This is a genomic window from Streptomonospora wellingtoniae (assembly GCF_031845375.1).
Classification (GTDB): Bacteria; Actinomycetota; Actinomycetes; order Streptosporangiales; family Streptosporangiaceae; genus Streptomonospora; species Streptomonospora wellingtoniae.
The window spans coordinates 114,481-129,396 of record NZ_JAVREK010000008.1; the positions used below are offsets into that span (position 1 = coordinate 114,481).

Consider the following 14,916-nt stretch of genomic DNA (forward strand, 5'->3'; position numbering starts at 1 on the left):
CGGACGACGATAGTGCGTCCTTCCCTTCCCCGCACCTCCGCTAGCCGTGCGGTCCCCCCGGCCCCCTGGCGGGAGCCCGGTCGGTGCGGGCGAGGGACGTCCCCGCCGCCGCTCGGACGCGTGGATCGGGGTGATGGCGGGCGAACCAGCGCAGCACGAAGCGCGCCTCGGGATGGCCGGATGCGGCCGCGGTGTCGAAGACGGTCGGCAGTTCGGGGCCGCCGACGCCCGGGAAGGCTCCGTTGCCGCCCGCGCCGTCCTCGTGTCCGTAGGTTCCGGTGCGCAGGCTCGCCGCGAGTCCGTCGAGCAGCGGACCGAGGTGGTCGTGCGGCTCCAGGGACTCGAGCTTGGCGAACCCGGCGTCGAACAGCCAGCAGCGCGCTCGGCCGCCGAAGTCGGGGTCCGAGCGGAGGCGCTCGTAGCAGCTGCGCGCCTGCAGCGCGTACGCCGACGTCATGCGGTTCGCCAGGGAGCGGTGCACGCAGTCGTCGCTGCGCCGGTAGACCTCGACCAGTTCGGGCAGCGCCCTCGCCGGGCCGCGCGCGGTGATCCACTCCCGCAGCTCCCGCTCGGTGAAGGGATCGCCGGAGGAGGCCCGGTCGATCAGCACCTCGGCATCCTCGGCCATCAGCTCGCCGCATGTGAGCGGCCGCACCCCGTGCCACGCGAGCAGGGCGAACCACAGCCACCGGCCCAGCGGGGTCGGCACGGTGCTCGTGTGGCGGGCGGCGGTCGTCCCTCCGACCCCGCCGGCGTCGGAAACCCCGTGTGCGACGGCGCCCAGGTGCTCCAGCTCGGCCAGGAGCGGTTCGGCGGCCGCGGCCGCGCCGGCGGGGCCGGCCGCCTCCGGCGTGCTGTCGCGGAAGGAGCCGGTCGGCCGCCGCATGGCCGCGGTCGGGCCGCGCGAGCGCACGGCCGCGGCCAGGTCGGCGGCCAGACCCGCCGCCATGCGCGGGACCAGCGGCGTCGGCGCCCCGCGCTCCCTGCCCAGGCTCAGTGCGGTGAGAACGGCGCCGATGAGCGCGTCCGCCGCGTCCCGGTCGGCGCCGTCGGCCGCACCGGCGCGGCGCAGCCGATCCGCCGCGGCGCCGCGGACCGCGGTGAAGCCGGACCACCAGTGCTCCAGCAGTTCCCCGGCGGCCGGGTCCCCGCACCCCGTACGCGCGTCGGCGCACACCGGAGCGGCGGCGACCGCCTCGGCCAGTTCCTCCGCGGCCGGAAGCTCCGCCGGCGGCAGCGAGCAACCCAGGCGGCCCCAGCCGCCAGGAGGGCGGGGCGGCAGCGCGCCGTCGGCGTCCCCGCGCGCCGCCGCCGCGAAGGCGGCGAAGCCCAGGCCGCGGGTGTCTTCGGTCGGGTGCCCAACTCGCCGGGGGGCTCCGGTCATCCGTGCGGCGTCCTCGACCGCTTGCTCGAGGTTGGCCAGGTGCGCCGAGCGCGGATCGAGCCAGCCGTTCCGGTCCAGAAACGCCCACCAGGTGCGCAGCGCGCCGGGGACGGCCCGCGCTTCGGCGGCGGGCAGCGCCTCCCGGGCGGGCACCCAGTGCCGCAGCAGTGTCCACACGTCGGCCGCCGTCCATCGCGCGACCAGTCCGTCGCCGCCGCATCCGGGCTCGCCGAGCTTGTAGCCCGTCACCGCGCGAAGAGCGCGCCGCGAGACCGGGGGAACGGGCTGTCCGGCCGCCCAGGAGGCGGCCGCGCGCGGCAGCAGGTCGCGGTCGAGGGTCTCCTCGTCGGCGTTGCTGAAAACCAGGCGCATCGCCACTCCACGTTCCTCGCCCGGGTCGTCCGGGGGCCGGGCCGCGCCGGACCGGGCGCCGGAGGGCCGGCGCGGCGGAGCCGGCTCCGCCCGCGTCCCGGCGGTCCGCCCGCTGTCCGCCGCCGCCTCACCGGCAGCGTGGCAGCGGGGACGCTGCGCGGTAGGAAAGCCGACGATATCCCGTGGAGCACCGGAACGGGCCCGGTTCGGTGTGCACGGGAATCGCGGACCCGCCCTCCGGAATCCGCGGAATCGCGCCACCGCGCCGGCCCCGGTCGCGTTAGCGGGCGTTCCGGGGAGGGTCCGCCGGAATGTCGTCGCCGTCCGGCACAATCGGCGGTATCCGAGACCGTTCGGTTTCCCCGGAAGGAACACCGGCACCATGGCCGATCGACCGCTCGTGTTCGCCACCGAGCAGCAGCTCGCGGAATGGTTCGAAGAGCACCACCGCACCGTCGACCACATCTGGGTCGCCGTGCCGAAGAAGGGGACGGACGCGCGCGCCATCACCCGTTCCGAGGCACTCGACCTCGCGCTCTGCTACGGCTGGATCGACGGTCAGGCGAGTTCGGCGGGCACCCCCGAGGGGTGGTGGGCCCAGCGGTTCTCCCCGCGCAGGACCCGCAGTCCGTGGTCGAAGATCAACTGCGCGAAGGCCGAGGAGCTGATCCGGACCGGGCGGATGCGGCCGGCCGGGCTGGCGGAGGTCGAGCGCGCCAAAGCCGACGGGCGGTGGGCCGCCGCCTACGATCCGCCGAGCACGGCCCCGGTACCGGACGACCTGCGCGAGGCGCTCGACGCCGCCCCGGCGGCCGCGGAGGCCTTCGCCGCCCTGGACCGGAGCAGCAGGTACACCATCCTGTACTCGCTGCAGCAGGTGAAGCGGCCCGAGACCAGGGCACGCAGGGTGGCGGACTACGTGGCGCGCCTGGCGGCCGGCGACCCTCCGCGTCCGCCGCAGCGCCGCAAGCCCCGGTAGGGCCGGGAGGGCCCTCGGACCCGGCATGCCCGCGGCCGTTCAAAGCGGCAGGAACGGACTCGGCGTGCCGTGCCAGCTCACGTACAGGCGCTCGCGTGCGCGCGTGCAGGCCACGTACAGCAGGGAGCGCTGGGCGTCCAGGTCGGCCCGGTGCTGGTTCTCGTCGAGATCGGCGCTGGTGACCCGGTCCAGCTGAGGCAGAGCGTCGGCCGTGGCGGCGAACACCGCGACGGCCAGGAACTCCAGTCCTTTGACCCCGTGCATGGTGGTCACCCGTACACCGTGGGCGGGGTCGGTGATGGAGTCCTGCGGGTGGAATATCCCCGCCGGCAGGGAGCGCGCCCGCAGGTGGGCCGCCACGGAGTCGCGCAGCTTGTTCGTGCGCGCCGTCACACAGACGTCGGCGGGCGCGATGCCCTCGGCCAGCCAGCCCCGCACCCGGTCGGCCAGCGCGTCCAGCTCTGCGGGCTCGTCGGGCGCGCTGAACACTTCGGGCTCGGGGCCGCTGAGGACGCAGCGCGCGGCCCCTCCGGGCTCGGTGGCCGAGGAGTCGCCCAGCTCGGACACCGGCCGCCCGCGCAGGATGCCGTCCGCCCAGGTCAGAATCTGCTCAGTGGTGCGGTAGTTCACCCGCAACGGGAAGGACCGGCCGACGATCCCGATGCCGAGCCGGCGGAAGGAGACGGTGTTGTCGTAGATGCGCTGCCGGTTGTCGCCGGCGATGAACATGTCGTTGGGCCCGCGTGGGACCGCGGCGCGCAGGGTGCGCCACTGCGTGGGGTGCAGGTCCTGAGCCTCGTCGACGACCAGGTTGGTGTAGGGCGGTTCGGAGCGCTCACCGAGGATGCGGGCGGCCTCGGCGTGCAGGTCCTCGGCCGGCACCCGGCGGCTGGTGCGCATCATGGCCCGCACGCTGCTGATGGCGTGCCAGACCTCGCGGCGCTGGTCGGCGTCGAGTGGCGTGGTGCGCCCCACCCGCGCATCCGGGTCGAGGTAGCCCTCCAGCGTGGTGATCCCGCGCGCCGTGACCACGTGCCGGTACTCCGAGAACAGGAAGTCGACGGGCCAGGGCAGGCGGTGCTGCCGGGTGTAGTTGGCGAAGATCCCGCGGGTGTCGGTGCGCAGCCGGACGTCGGGGTGGACCTCCTTGACCACGTCCAGCGCGAGTTTGTCGGTGGTGACCACGTCGACGTCCTGGACGAGCTCGGGCGGCAGCAGCAGCGCGAGGTTGCGCTTGAGCGACTCCACCAGGGCGTTGGTGAAGCTGGTCAGCAGGACCCGGCCGCCCAGCGGCAGGTGCTCGGCCAGGTGCTTGACCCGGTGCAGCGCGACCACGGTCTTGCCGGTGCCGGGCCCGCCCGAGACCTTCGCCGGCCCGTTGAACCGGGGGCGGTAGGCCAGTTCCCGCTGTATGGGGTGCAGGTAGATCCGCCAGGCGTTGAACTCGCCGGCGAGGACGTCCTCGATCTCCTGGTTGTCGTTGACGACGATGACCCGCTCGCGGGTGTGCCGGATGGCGGTGTCGTAGTCGTCGGGCGCCACGGTGCCGACGGCGGGGCGGCGCGGCACGACGACCTCGTCGCGCACCCGCTGCACCGAGTGCCCATCGGCCAGGGCGCGCAGTACCTCGAACTGGTCCTGGGGCAGGGCGGGCGCCCAGCCGTGCAGTTCGCCGGCGGTGGCCACGCTGCGGCAGAAGTCGCGGATCTGGGGGTCGATACCGAGCCGCTCCAGGTCGCGGTCGGTAATCCGGTCGAAGAGGAGCCCGGCGGAGGCGGCGGAGCCCGAGGAGGCGGGCGAGGGGAGAAGCGCCGACCGGGGTGCCGGGCCGAAATCCCCTCGGGCGGCGGGCGCCGGCGCGGCCAGGGGCTGCGCCGGCGGCCCGACCGGCCCGGCGGACGCGGACGCCGGGCCGGTCGGGCCGGCGTCGGCTTGCCCCAGGGCTGTGGCGTCGCGGCGCTCGAGCGTGCCCATGACGGGGTTGACGTCGTGGCGCTGGTCGCCGGCCCAGTCCTCGGCGGAGTCGCGGGGGAGCAGATGCACGAGGAGGTAGGTCTCGCCGGACTCCGGCGCCAGCATCACGCCGGTCCAGGAGTCGCTGATGCGGAATGTGCGAACACGCGGATCCTGCCCCGTGGGCAGCGAGCGGATCCGCAGGTCGGGGTGGGCGAGCAGGCCGTCGAGCGAGAGTTCGCGGAATTTGCGCGTGGCCGCGAGCAGGCGCTCGCGCGTGGGCTTGTCGAGTTTGTCGTACTGCGGAAGACACGTCGCATCGATCGCCAACTGCGGCATAGGCCTCCCTTTCGCGGGCGCATCAGGGCGGTGAATCCCGCACGTTCAATGCCTTTCCCCCGTTGTTGTATCCGACGCTTATGACATTACGGCCGCATTCGGCCGATATTCGGGCCGAAGTGCGGGTCCGGGGCCGCCGGCCCCGCTCCTGGCGGCGATCACTCGCCTACGAGGGGTGCGGCACGCGGCCCCGAGGCCGCGCGCCAACCGGGTCGACCGGGTCGACCGGCAGTGCCGCACTCCTATCATGCGGCCGCCGCGACATCGCCGGAAAGCGAATGCGCCTGGCACCCGCGGCAGAATCCGGACACACCCCGTTCAGCGAAAGGGGCGGCGCGGTACCGTGTTGCCTTCGGACATCCGCCGCCGGCCGTCGCTTGCGGCCGGGCGGGCGCAGCAGTCAGAACTGCAGAGGTGAGCGTGCCAATGCCGCAGGCGAGGTCGAGTCGGCGTCGCGGATCGGCCCGTCGGCCGCAGATGCGCAGGCTCACGGGCGGAGTGGTCGCCCCCATCGCCTTCATCTCCTGCGCGCTGCTCCTGCAGATGGCTCCGGACCTGCTCGACGACTTTCCCCGCACCGTCGTCTGGGGGCTCTCCATCACCGGCGCGGTGGCCACCGCCGCCGTCACCGTGGGATTCGACCCGAACCGGGGCGCGGGGACCGAGCCGCCGCCCCTCGCCCCCAAGCAGCCGCAGATCGAGCTGCCGCCCTACAGCGAGCGCTTCACCGGACATGCGGGCCTGATGGGTCGGCTGCGCCGCCGCTTCCGCATCTTCCCGCGCAGGGGCGTGCGCGGCTTCCTCGACGTGAGGGCCAAGCTCCGCGGCGACTCCCGGCGGTCCCCGCTGGTGGTCGTGATCAGCGGGGCTCCGGGCACGGGCAAGACGCAGGTCGCCACCCAGATGGCGCACGAGGTGCTGGACCGCTTCCCCGACGGCGTGCGGTGGGTGGAGCTCTCCGGCGACCGGGAGCCCGACGAGGCCGACAGCGACCCCGACAATGACGAGGCCTCCGGCGGCGGCCTCACCCGGGGGATCGGCCGGCGGATGCGGCGGATGTTCGACCGCGGCGCGCGCCGCGACTCCGACACCCTCACCATCGACGTTCCCGGGCCCACGCTGCCCCAGCGCGAGCCCCGCTCGACCGCGAAGGTGCTGGAAGCTCTGGTCCAGTCGATGCAGGGCCGCATCCCCTCCGGCGCCGCCGTCGAGGAGCTGTCCAACACCTGGCGGGCGCTGACCTACAGCAGGCGGATGCTCGTCGTGCTGGACAACGCCAAGGACGCCGACCAGGTCTGGCCGCTGGTGCCCAGCGGGTCCCGCTGCGCTGTGCTGATCACCTCCCGGCGCGCCTTCGGCCATGCGGACTTCGAGTTCGAGTCCTACGAACTGGACGAGCTCGGCCAGCGCGAGGGCGAGGAGCTGCTGGACCGCATCGCACCGGTCCGGCTGCGCTCGGGTTCCAACGAGCTCGACCGCGTCCGGCGCGACCGTGCCGAGATCGTGCGGCGCTGCCACGGACTGCCGCTGGCCCTTCGGCTGTGCGGCGGCCGGCTCGTCGAGCAGTCCGACCCGAGCCCGCGCGAGGTCTTGGAGGAGCTGGACGACTTCGTGCGCAGCCCGCTGCTGGACGGCCCGCACGGCTTCGCCGCCTCGTTCGCGTTCAGCCTCCGGCTGTGCGAGCCCCGGGAACGGCTGCTGCTCAAGCACATCGCCGACTCCGACCTGCGCAAGTTCAGCGACTGGTCGGCGGCGGTGCTGCTGGACGTGCCCCGCGACACCGCGGGGGCGCTCATCGACGGCCTGGTCAGGCGCTACCTGGTCCTGGCCACCGAGCGCAACGAGACCCGGGAGAACACCTTCCGCATCCACGACCTTGTGCGCGAGACGCTGCGGACGATCGACGCCCGCGAGTTCGGCCTCACGCTGTGGGAGCGCGAAAACTGGGAGGGTGCCGACGACCGCGCCGCCGCTCGCCGCCTGGTCCGGGCCTACACCTGGCTGGTCGAACAGGCCGCGGCCGAGGTCACCCGCACCCACGACCCCGGGGTGCTGGGCGAGCGCACCGACCTCACTCCCGCGCCCGAACTGCGGCTGGCGCCGACCGGCAGCCCGCGGCAGTGGTTCACCCAGGAGCGCGAGTCGCTGCTGATGTGCATGCGGCTCGCCGAGACCCACGACCTCCCGGAGGAGGGGTGGCGGCTGGCGCACGCCTTCGCGGCCCTGTGCCAGGTGTGGCGGGTGTACTGGGCCGACTGGGAACAGGCGACCCTGGTGCAGCTGCGCACCGCCTACCGGCTGGGCGACCGGCTGGCCGGAGGGCTCGCGCGGCTGGACCGCGCCGAGATCGCCGGCAAGACGGGCGACTACCAGACCGGCATCGACGACGCCGAGACGGCGCGGCGGGTCTTCGAGCAGGCGGGCGACCTGGGCGCCGCCCGGTCCGGTGAGGCGGCCGACGCCGCCTCCCCGCACTGGCGGGCGCGCGCCTGGCGCTCTCTCGGCGTCAACCTCCAGCGCCGCGGGCATCTGGACGGCGGCGCAGAGGCCCTCGACACGGCCGAGCGGATCTTCGGCGGGGAGGGCGACCACTGGTGGCGGGCGCGGGTCCTGTGCGACCTCGCCGAGGTGCACGCCCAGCGGGGGAGGCGCCGCGACGCCGAGTACCGGTCGGGTTCCGCGGCCGACGGCGCCGAGCACCTCCGCGCGCAGGAGCTGCTCCAGTCCGCCTGCCGCATCTTCCGCGACGAGCAGGATTGGGACGAGCACAGCAACGCGCGGATCGCCCTCGCCGAGATCCTGGCCGCCCGCGGGCGCCACCTGAACGCGTGGTTCATGCTCGACGAGGTGCGCGAGTACTACCGGCGGGCCGAGGAGCGCTGGTACACCGCGCGCTGCCAGCGGGCGATGTCCGAGCTGGACACCGTCCGCCTGGACGAGCAGTGGCGCGAGGTCCGCCTGGCGCTCGACCCCGCCCGGGCCGAGTACAAGCGCGACCGCATCGAGGGCAAGGTCGCGCGCGAGGGCCGTCGGTTCCGGCTCGCGACGACGCAGGAGCACCTGCGCATCTACCGGCACTACGAGAACGAGCTGCGCGATACCGCGCGCGGAATCCTCGGCGAGTACTTCGACCGGCAGGAGGAGTGGTTCGACCGGCTGCCCCGTTCCGGACGCGCGGGTCGGCGGGCGGTGGCGGACAAGCAGCGCCGCTGGTCGGTCGAGCAGCGGATCCGGATGCTGGAGGAAGCAGCTGCGACGTTGGCCGAGATGGGCGACACGTGGGGCAGGCACCGCACGGACCTGGCCCTGGGCGGCGTGCGGCTGACCGCCAAGCTCGGCGTCGACGAGTGCGCCGCCACCATGCGCGCCGCCGCCGAGGGCTTCGCCGAGCTCGGGGACCAGCTCTGGCACGCCCGCGCGCACCGCACCGCCGCCGAGGCGCTCGCCGACGCCGGCTGGGTCCGCTATGCGCTGGTCGACGCGGAGTACGCCTACGAGGCGTTCCAGCGGCTGGGGGACCGTGTCGGCCGCATCGGCGCCGAGGAGCTCTTCGGCCGCCTGCTCGACGAGACCGGCAACACGCCGGCGGCGATCCGCCGTCTCACCGCCGCCCGTGAGGAGGCACGCGCGGTCGGCCTGGAGTGGAGCGAGCGCGAGGCCCACCGCCGCCTCACCCGCATCCAGAACGGCCGCACTGCGCCGCCGGAGCGGTTCCGGTGGGGAGTCGGTGCCGGACAGGCGCAGCCGGGTGGAGCCGAGCCTGCCGGAGGCGCCGGGCCCGAGGAGCCGGAGGAGTCCGCGGACGGCCCCGCGGCCCACGGGAGCGGTGGCTCCGCCGACGAGGGCGCTCCGCCGGCCTCGGCCGAGCCCGCGGCGGCCGGAGCCGATGCGCCCGGCACGGGCGGCTCCGACGCGTCCCCGCAGGCCGAGACGGTGCCGCCGGCCGCCCAAGGGCCGGAAGGAGGCCCGGAGGAGCCGGTCGGCGCTCTGCACGGGCCGCACCGGCGCCCGCCTGCGTCCGCGGCGGAGGCGCCCGATGCCGCCGACCCGTGCGCGGACTCCTCAGCTGACACCGCATCCGGCGCCGACAACGAATCGGGCCCGAACGGCCCGCCGCGCTCGCCGTGACCGCCGGCGCCTGCACGGTCGGCCGCCCGTGAACCCTTGTCCCCGCGGCGGCCGAGGTCCGTGCCTTCGCGGTCCACCTGAAGCGCTAGGGTCGGGCCGGGCCGGATGCAATCGGGCGTTCCGCCCCGCGGCCCTCCACAGGCGTCGGCGCGGTGGCGGAAGCCGTTTCTTTGCGCACAGCGCCCCCTGGCGGGGCGGCGGTGACGGGAGAGCGTATGAGCGCGGGAATGTGGGCGGCCGCTGGCGCAGCGGGTGCGGTGGCGGCGCTGGGACCCACCGCGTGGAGCTACTTGGCCAGCGGCGGGCGCCGGACCCAGCTCGGCCGGGTGCCCATCCGTCCCGTCGCCATCGTGCTCGGAGCGGCGGTGTGGCCGACCGGTCCCTCCCCGCTCCTGGAGGGCCGCATCGAGATCGCCGCCCGGCTGTTCCGCGACGGCACCGTGCGGGCGGTGCTCGTGTCCGGAGACAACCGGGCCGCGGCCAACCGCGAGACCGACACCATGGCCGCCGAGCTGGTCGAGCGCGGCGTGCCCGAGCACTCGGTCGTGGCCGATCCGCACGGCTACCGCACCTGGGACACCGCGGTCCGAGCGCGCGAGACCTTCGGAGTCGACCGGGCGATCGTCGTCACCCAGGTATTCCACCTGCCGCGCGCGGTCGCCCTGTGCCGGGCGGCGGGCGTGGACGCCTACGGTGTCGGCGACCCCAGCTTCCGGCGCCGGCCGCGCTCGACCGCGGTGGGCTACCTGCGCGAGATGGGCGCCAACGCCAAGGCGCTGAGCGACGCCGTGCTGCAGCCTGCGCCCGCCGTCGTCGAGCCTCCTCGCGGCGACCTGCGGACCGCGCTTTCCTGACGCCTGTCGGCGCCGCGCCCGTCCACACCCGGGACGCCCGGTTGGCGGTGAGGGCTCCGGCACGGCGATAATGCGGGGTATGGACGCGACGACGGGTTCCGGACCCCTGCACGGACTGGACGACATCGACTGGAGCGGGCTCGCTCCGCGCGGAGGCGAGATCCCCGGTCTCCTGCGCGACATCGCCGGGGGCGGGACCGCCGAGCGCGGAGTCGACGACGCGGTCGCCGCGCTGTTCGACCTCATCCGCTTCCCCGCTCCCGCCTACACGGCCGCGCCGCGGGTCGCCGACTTCCTCGTGTCCATCGCCTGCCACCCCGAAACGCGCGCCGACTGGCGCTCGCGCCCGCTGAGCCTGCTGCTGGAGCTGCTGGCTCCCGCCGCGACAACGCTGGTGCCCCAGCGCCTCGACGACCCCCTGTGGCGCGACGAGGCCGCATGGGCCGCGGGATCCGACATCGACAAGGTCCGCGACCAGTACCGCACGTGGGTGCAGGAGGCCCCCGACGAGCAGCACTACCGCCGGATGCGCGTCCGGCTCGACACCGCCGCCCGCGACGGGGGCGCCGAGCTGCTCCAGGCGGAGCTGGCGGTCTACGACACCGTGCTGGCCCGCGCCGCCGACCTGCTGACCCTCCTCGACGGCCGCGACAACCGGCGCGGCATCGACCCTCCGGCCGAGTGGGCCTGCTACCTCCTCGCGTTCCTGCCCGGCGCCGCCGCTGAGGCCTACCCCGCACTGCTGCGGCGGATCGGCGGGCCCGCCGACCTTTCCGGGGGCTCGCCGGGCGCCTCGGACGACCCGGTCTCCGCCGAGGTGTTCGCCCTGGGAATGCTGGCACCGCCCGACGACCCCGCCGTCACTGTCGCGCTCGCACACGAGATGGCCGGTGGCCACCTGTACAACTCCTTCACCGCGGCCGTGGCCATGGTGCAGATCCACGGCGAGAAGGCGCCTCAGGAGTGCTTCACCCGCATCGCCCGCGGCCGCCGCGCCAGGCCGGGCTACCGCGGCCTCTTCGGCGACGCCTGGCCGCACTGCGGCGAGACCCCGCCCGAGTCGCTCGGGTTCCTGGCCTTGGGGTGCGCCGGCGGCCGGGGAGTCCCCGAGCGCCTCGGTGTACTGCCCGCTGCGCTCGCCGAGGCGGAGGGCCCAGCGCTCTCGGCAGTCGCCGGCGGCGCGCTGGAGATGGTCCTCGGTCCGCGCAGTGCGGTCGAGGACGCCGTCGACCCCTCCGCGGACCTGGGCGAGGACACGCTCAAGGTGCTGTGGGAGCTCGCCGAACTGCCGGAGCGGGCATGGGAGAGCGCCGGGCTCGGCGAGACGGCCGCCGCCTGGGGCCTGCCCGAGGATCGAGACGAGTTCCGCGCCTTCGCCGGTGTCGACGGCTCCGGTCCCGAGGACGGCGCCGACGGCGGGACCGAAGCGGCGGACGGGGCGCCGGGCGCCGCCGCTCAGGGGAACGCGGGCACGCAGCAGGCGCCCCAGCCGGGCGGGCTGCTCGGCCGGCTCTTCGGCGGAGGCCGCTGAGTCCGGCGGTCCCGGCCGCGCGGGTCCGCGCCGCCCGCCCGGCTACCGGCGGGCCGCCAGCGCCTCGCGGACGTCCGGTTCCACGGGTCCGAGGAACTGCGGGTCCGGCCGGAGGAGGGCCTGGTAGACGGCCGGGAACGCCGCCGGCACCTCGCGCACGTAGCCGTAGACCGTCGCCGTGGTGCGCGCGGTGTAGCTGGAGTCGCCGACGCCCTGGGCGTCGATCCCGGCGCCCGAGCACAACGCGACGGCGCGCGGCAGATGGAAGTTCTGGGTGACGACCGACGCCGCCTCGACGCCGAAGATCCGCCGCGCACGCGTGCACGTCTCCCAGGTGCTGAACCCCGCGTAGTCGGCGGCCACCTTGCGGCGCGGCACCCCGGCGGCGGCGAGGTAGTCGCGCATGGCGTCGGGCTCGTTGTAGGAAGCGACGCTGTTGTCCCCGCTCACCAGCACGGCCTCGACACGTTCCGTTCGGTACAGCCGGGCGGCGATGTCCAGGCGGCGGGCCAGCAGCGTGGTCGGCGTACCGTCGCCGCGCAGGCCCGCGCCGAGCACGATCGCCACCGGCCTGTGCCGCGCCTCGGCCGCACCCGCCCGCTGGTCCAGCGTCGTCGCGTTCAGCCATGCGCAGGGCACCAGCCCGGCCACCGCCGCGAACAGGACCAGGATCGACCAGGCGCGGACGCCCGGCGGCCGCCACCGGTCGGCGGGGCTCCGGCGGCGCTCCGCAGCGGGCGCGTCCGGCGGCCCCGCGGTCGGCTCCGGCGGCGCGCCGCGGCCGGTGTCCGGGGCGGACACCTCGTCCGGGGCCGAGGCGCCGTCCGGGTGCTGTAAGGGCTTCGCGTACTCCGAGGGCGTGTCGCTCACAGTCACATCGACGATCCGGAGACGGCACGGGTTCCCCCATGCCCGGCGGCCGGCGGCGCGCCGCCCGCCGGTGTACTGCGGCCGTCCGGGAGGCTCCGCGACACCCCCGTGCGCGTCCGGACGCGCACGGGGGTGTCGCGGGCGCCGCCGCTGCGGCCGGGATCACCGGGGCTCTGGCGCGTCTCCGATCTGCTGCAGGGCCTCGCGGACCCGGCCGCCGCAGGCGGTGAGCTCGGCGGCGGCGCGATCGGCGCCGACTCCCGTGAGCAGGGTCACCAGCGCCACCCGGGCGTCGCCGTCGGCCCGGGTCAGGGCGGCGGCGCAGGAGTCCTCGTCCATGCCGCTGGCCTCGGTGAGGATGGTGACCGCCCGGCCGCGCAGCTTGGCATTGGTGGCGTTGACCCCCACCATCAGGTTGGAGTAGGTGCGGCCCAGGCGCACCATCACCGCCGTGGAGAACGCGTTGAGCACGAGCTTCTGGGCCGTGCCCGCCTTCATCCGGGTGGATCCCGCGATCACCTCGGCGCCGGTGTCGACGCCCACGTGCACGTCGGCGTCGCGGGCCAGCGGCGCCTCCGGGTTCGCGGTGACCAGAACGGTCGCCGCCCCCGCTCTTCGTGCGGCGCGCAGGGCGCCCGCAACGTAGGGGGTGCGCCCGCTGGCGGTCAGGCCCACCGCGAGGTCGTCCGCGCCGACGGCTCCGGCGTCGTCGCGACCGAGGTCCTCATCGTCCTCGATGCCTTCGGCCGCCCGCTCCAGCGTCGGGGCACCCCCGGCATGGTGGGCCAGGACGGTCTCGGGCGCGGTGCCGAACGTGGGCGGGAGCTCGGCGGCGTCCGTGGTGGCGATGCGCCCGGGCGTGCCGGCGCCGAAGTAGTGGATGCGCCCGCCGCTCCGCAGCGCCTCGACACCCAGGTCGACTGCGCGGGCGAGGTCGGGCAGGACGGCGGCGACGGCGCGCGGCACCGTGGCGTCCTCGGCGTTGATCTCACGCAGGATGCCCAGCGTGGTCAGCCGGTCGATGTCGTAGGTGGCCTGGTTGCGGCGCTCGGTGGGCACCCGCACGATCTCCAGGGGGGCCGGGACGGCGGCGGTGCCGCCGTCCCGGCCGGCGTCCTGCTGCGGCGTCATACCGCTCCATCTCCGTTCCCGCGCTGGTGGGAGTCTTCTGCGGCCGAGGAGTCCCCCGCCGCGGCCTCGTCGGCGCGCGGTCCGGGCCGCCTGCGCTGCTCACCGACGCGCAGCCCCCGGACCGCGTCGTAGGTGGTGGCCAGGGCGCTGCGGCTGTCGGTGTAGCGCGACTGGGCGAGCCCCACGAACAGGCAGTCGATCACGGTGAGCTGGGCGAGTCTGCTGGCCGTGGCGCCCGAGCGGAACGTGGTCTCGCGCGCCGCGGTGGTCAGGATGTAGTCGGCCGCCTCGCTGATGGGCGAGCGGGGGAAGTTGGTGACGGCGACGGTCGCGGCGCCGCGGCGCCGGGCCTCGGCGAGGGCGTTGATGGTGTCGATGGTCGTTCCGGTGTGCGATACCGCCAGTGCCACATCGTGCTCGGTGAGCAGGGCGGCGCTGGTGAGCATCACGTGGTTGTCGGACCAGGCGAAGGAGGTGACGCCGATGCGGTGCAGCTTCTGCTGGAGGTCGGCGGCCACGAACGCGCTGGCCCCCACACCGTAGATGTCGACGCGGCGCGCCGCCGCCATGCGGTCGACGACCCCCTGGAGCACCGCGGTGTCGAGCTGGGCGGCGGTGTCCTCGACGGCTCGGGCGTCGGTGTAGGCGATCTTCTCGACGACGGTCACCAGTGTGTCGTCGGGGTTGATGTCGCCGGCGACCTCGCGCGCGCTGATGCCGGCGCCGCGCGCCTGCCCGGCCTCCGTGGCGAGCGCGAGGCGGAGTTCGCGGTAGCCGGTGAAGTCGATGGTGCGGCAGAACCGGATGACCGTGGCCTCGGAGGTGTCGCAGTCCTTGGCCAACTGGGTGATGGACGAGGCCGCCACGCGTTCGGGGTCGTCGACGATCCGCTGGGCGACCCGCTGCTCGGCCGGTGCGAGCGAGGGGAGGAGGGAGCGGATGCGCAGCACCGTGGTGGGCGCCGGGGAGTCGCCGCGCGCCACTCCCGCAGGGCTGTCGTCCCGCGCTGCCCCGTCGTCGTCCGAGCCGGTCGGCTTCGCCGTTTTCGCCATGTTGGAAAGTTTCTTTCGGTCGGCGTGTGCAGTCAATGCGTGGCCGGGAAACCCACGGCCTTCGGCCGCCGGCGCCCGACGCGCAAGCGGGCACCCGGAGAGTCACCCGTGCGGGCCTCTGGTATCCATGATCGCTTACGTGCGCCCGGGCGGGCAGGGGTCATTCCAGGGTGTGGACGACGAAGGGCGCGAAACGCGCCGAGGGGCGCGGCCGCGGGCGTCGGCGCAGGACGGGCTGCACCGCGTGCCGACGCGCAGGCGGCGCGGGGAAACAGGGGGCCGGAAGGGGATGCGAGCCGGGCCGTGGGGAATGCCGGCGCCGT

The 14,916-nt window shown here is 75.0% G+C and carries 9 protein-coding genes; 4 read left to right on the forward strand and 5 right to left on the reverse strand.

What is annotated here, in order from left to right; translation table 11 throughout:
- Positions 1-40: 40 nt before the first annotated feature.
- The gene (locus tag RM446_RS09960; protein WP_311544916.1) at positions 41-1,762 is read right to left on the reverse strand and encodes a hypothetical protein; all 1,722 of its coding nucleotides are present in this window, start codon (positions 1,760-1,762) and stop codon (positions 41-43) included.
- Positions 1,763-2,138: 376 nt separating this feature from the next.
- On the opposite strand from RM446_RS09960, the gene RM446_RS09965 reads away from it, so the two are divergent.
- Positions 2,139-2,735, forward strand: coding sequence for a YdeI/OmpD-associated family protein (locus RM446_RS09965; protein ID WP_311544917.1), 597 nt, complete (start codon positions 2,139-2,141; stop codon positions 2,733-2,735).
- Positions 2,736-2,774: 39 nt separating this feature from the next.
- On the opposite strand, the gene RM446_RS09970 is transcribed toward RM446_RS09965, so the two are convergent.
- Positions 2,775-5,027: a DEAD/DEAH box helicase gene (locus tag RM446_RS09970; protein WP_311544918.1), complete on the reverse strand. Its 2,253-nt coding sequence runs from the start codon at positions 5,025-5,027 to the stop codon at positions 2,775-2,777.
- A 477-nt stretch (positions 5,028-5,504) separates the two neighbouring features.
- On the opposite strand from RM446_RS09970, the gene RM446_RS09975 reads away from it, so the two are divergent.
- From RM446_RS09975 to RM446_RS09985, 3 genes are all read left to right on the forward strand, one after another.
- Positions 5,505-9,155 (forward strand): NB-ARC domain-containing protein, encoded by a 3,651-nt coding sequence (locus RM446_RS09975; protein ID WP_311544919.1) that lies wholly within the window; start codon positions 5,505-5,507, stop codon positions 9,153-9,155.
- A gap of 215 nt (positions 9,156-9,370) precedes the next feature.
- On the forward strand, positions 9,371-10,009 hold the full coding sequence (locus RM446_RS09980; protein ID WP_311544920.1) for a SanA/YdcF family protein: 639 nt from the start codon (positions 9,371-9,373) through the stop codon (positions 10,007-10,009).
- A 79-nt stretch (positions 10,010-10,088) separates the two neighbouring features.
- Complete coding sequence (locus RM446_RS09985; RefSeq protein WP_311544921.1) at positions 10,089-11,540, forward strand: hypothetical protein; 1,452 nt, start codon at positions 10,089-10,091, stop codon at positions 11,538-11,540.
- A 42-nt stretch (positions 11,541-11,582) separates the two neighbouring features.
- On the opposite strand, the gene RM446_RS09990 is transcribed toward RM446_RS09985, so the two are convergent.
- The 3 genes from RM446_RS09990 to RM446_RS10000 form a co-directional block, all read right to left on the reverse strand.
- Positions 11,583-12,410 (reverse strand): SanA/YdcF family protein, encoded by an 828-nt coding sequence (locus tag RM446_RS09990; RefSeq protein WP_311544922.1) that lies wholly within the window; start codon positions 12,408-12,410, stop codon positions 11,583-11,585.
- Positions 12,411-12,572: 162 nt separating this feature from the next.
- Positions 12,573-13,541, reverse strand: a complete 969-nt coding sequence (gene murQ, locus RM446_RS09995; RefSeq protein ID WP_311544923.1) for an N-acetylmuramic acid 6-phosphate etherase — start codon at positions 13,539-13,541, stop codon at positions 12,573-12,575.
- A complete protein-coding gene (locus RM446_RS10000) occupies positions 13,538-14,593 on the reverse strand; it encodes a MurR/RpiR family transcriptional regulator (protein ID WP_311544924.1) in 1,056 nt (351 codons plus the stop codon). The genes murQ and RM446_RS10000 overlap by 4 nt, the downstream gene beginning before the upstream one ends.
- Positions 14,594-14,916: the final 323 nt, after the last annotated feature.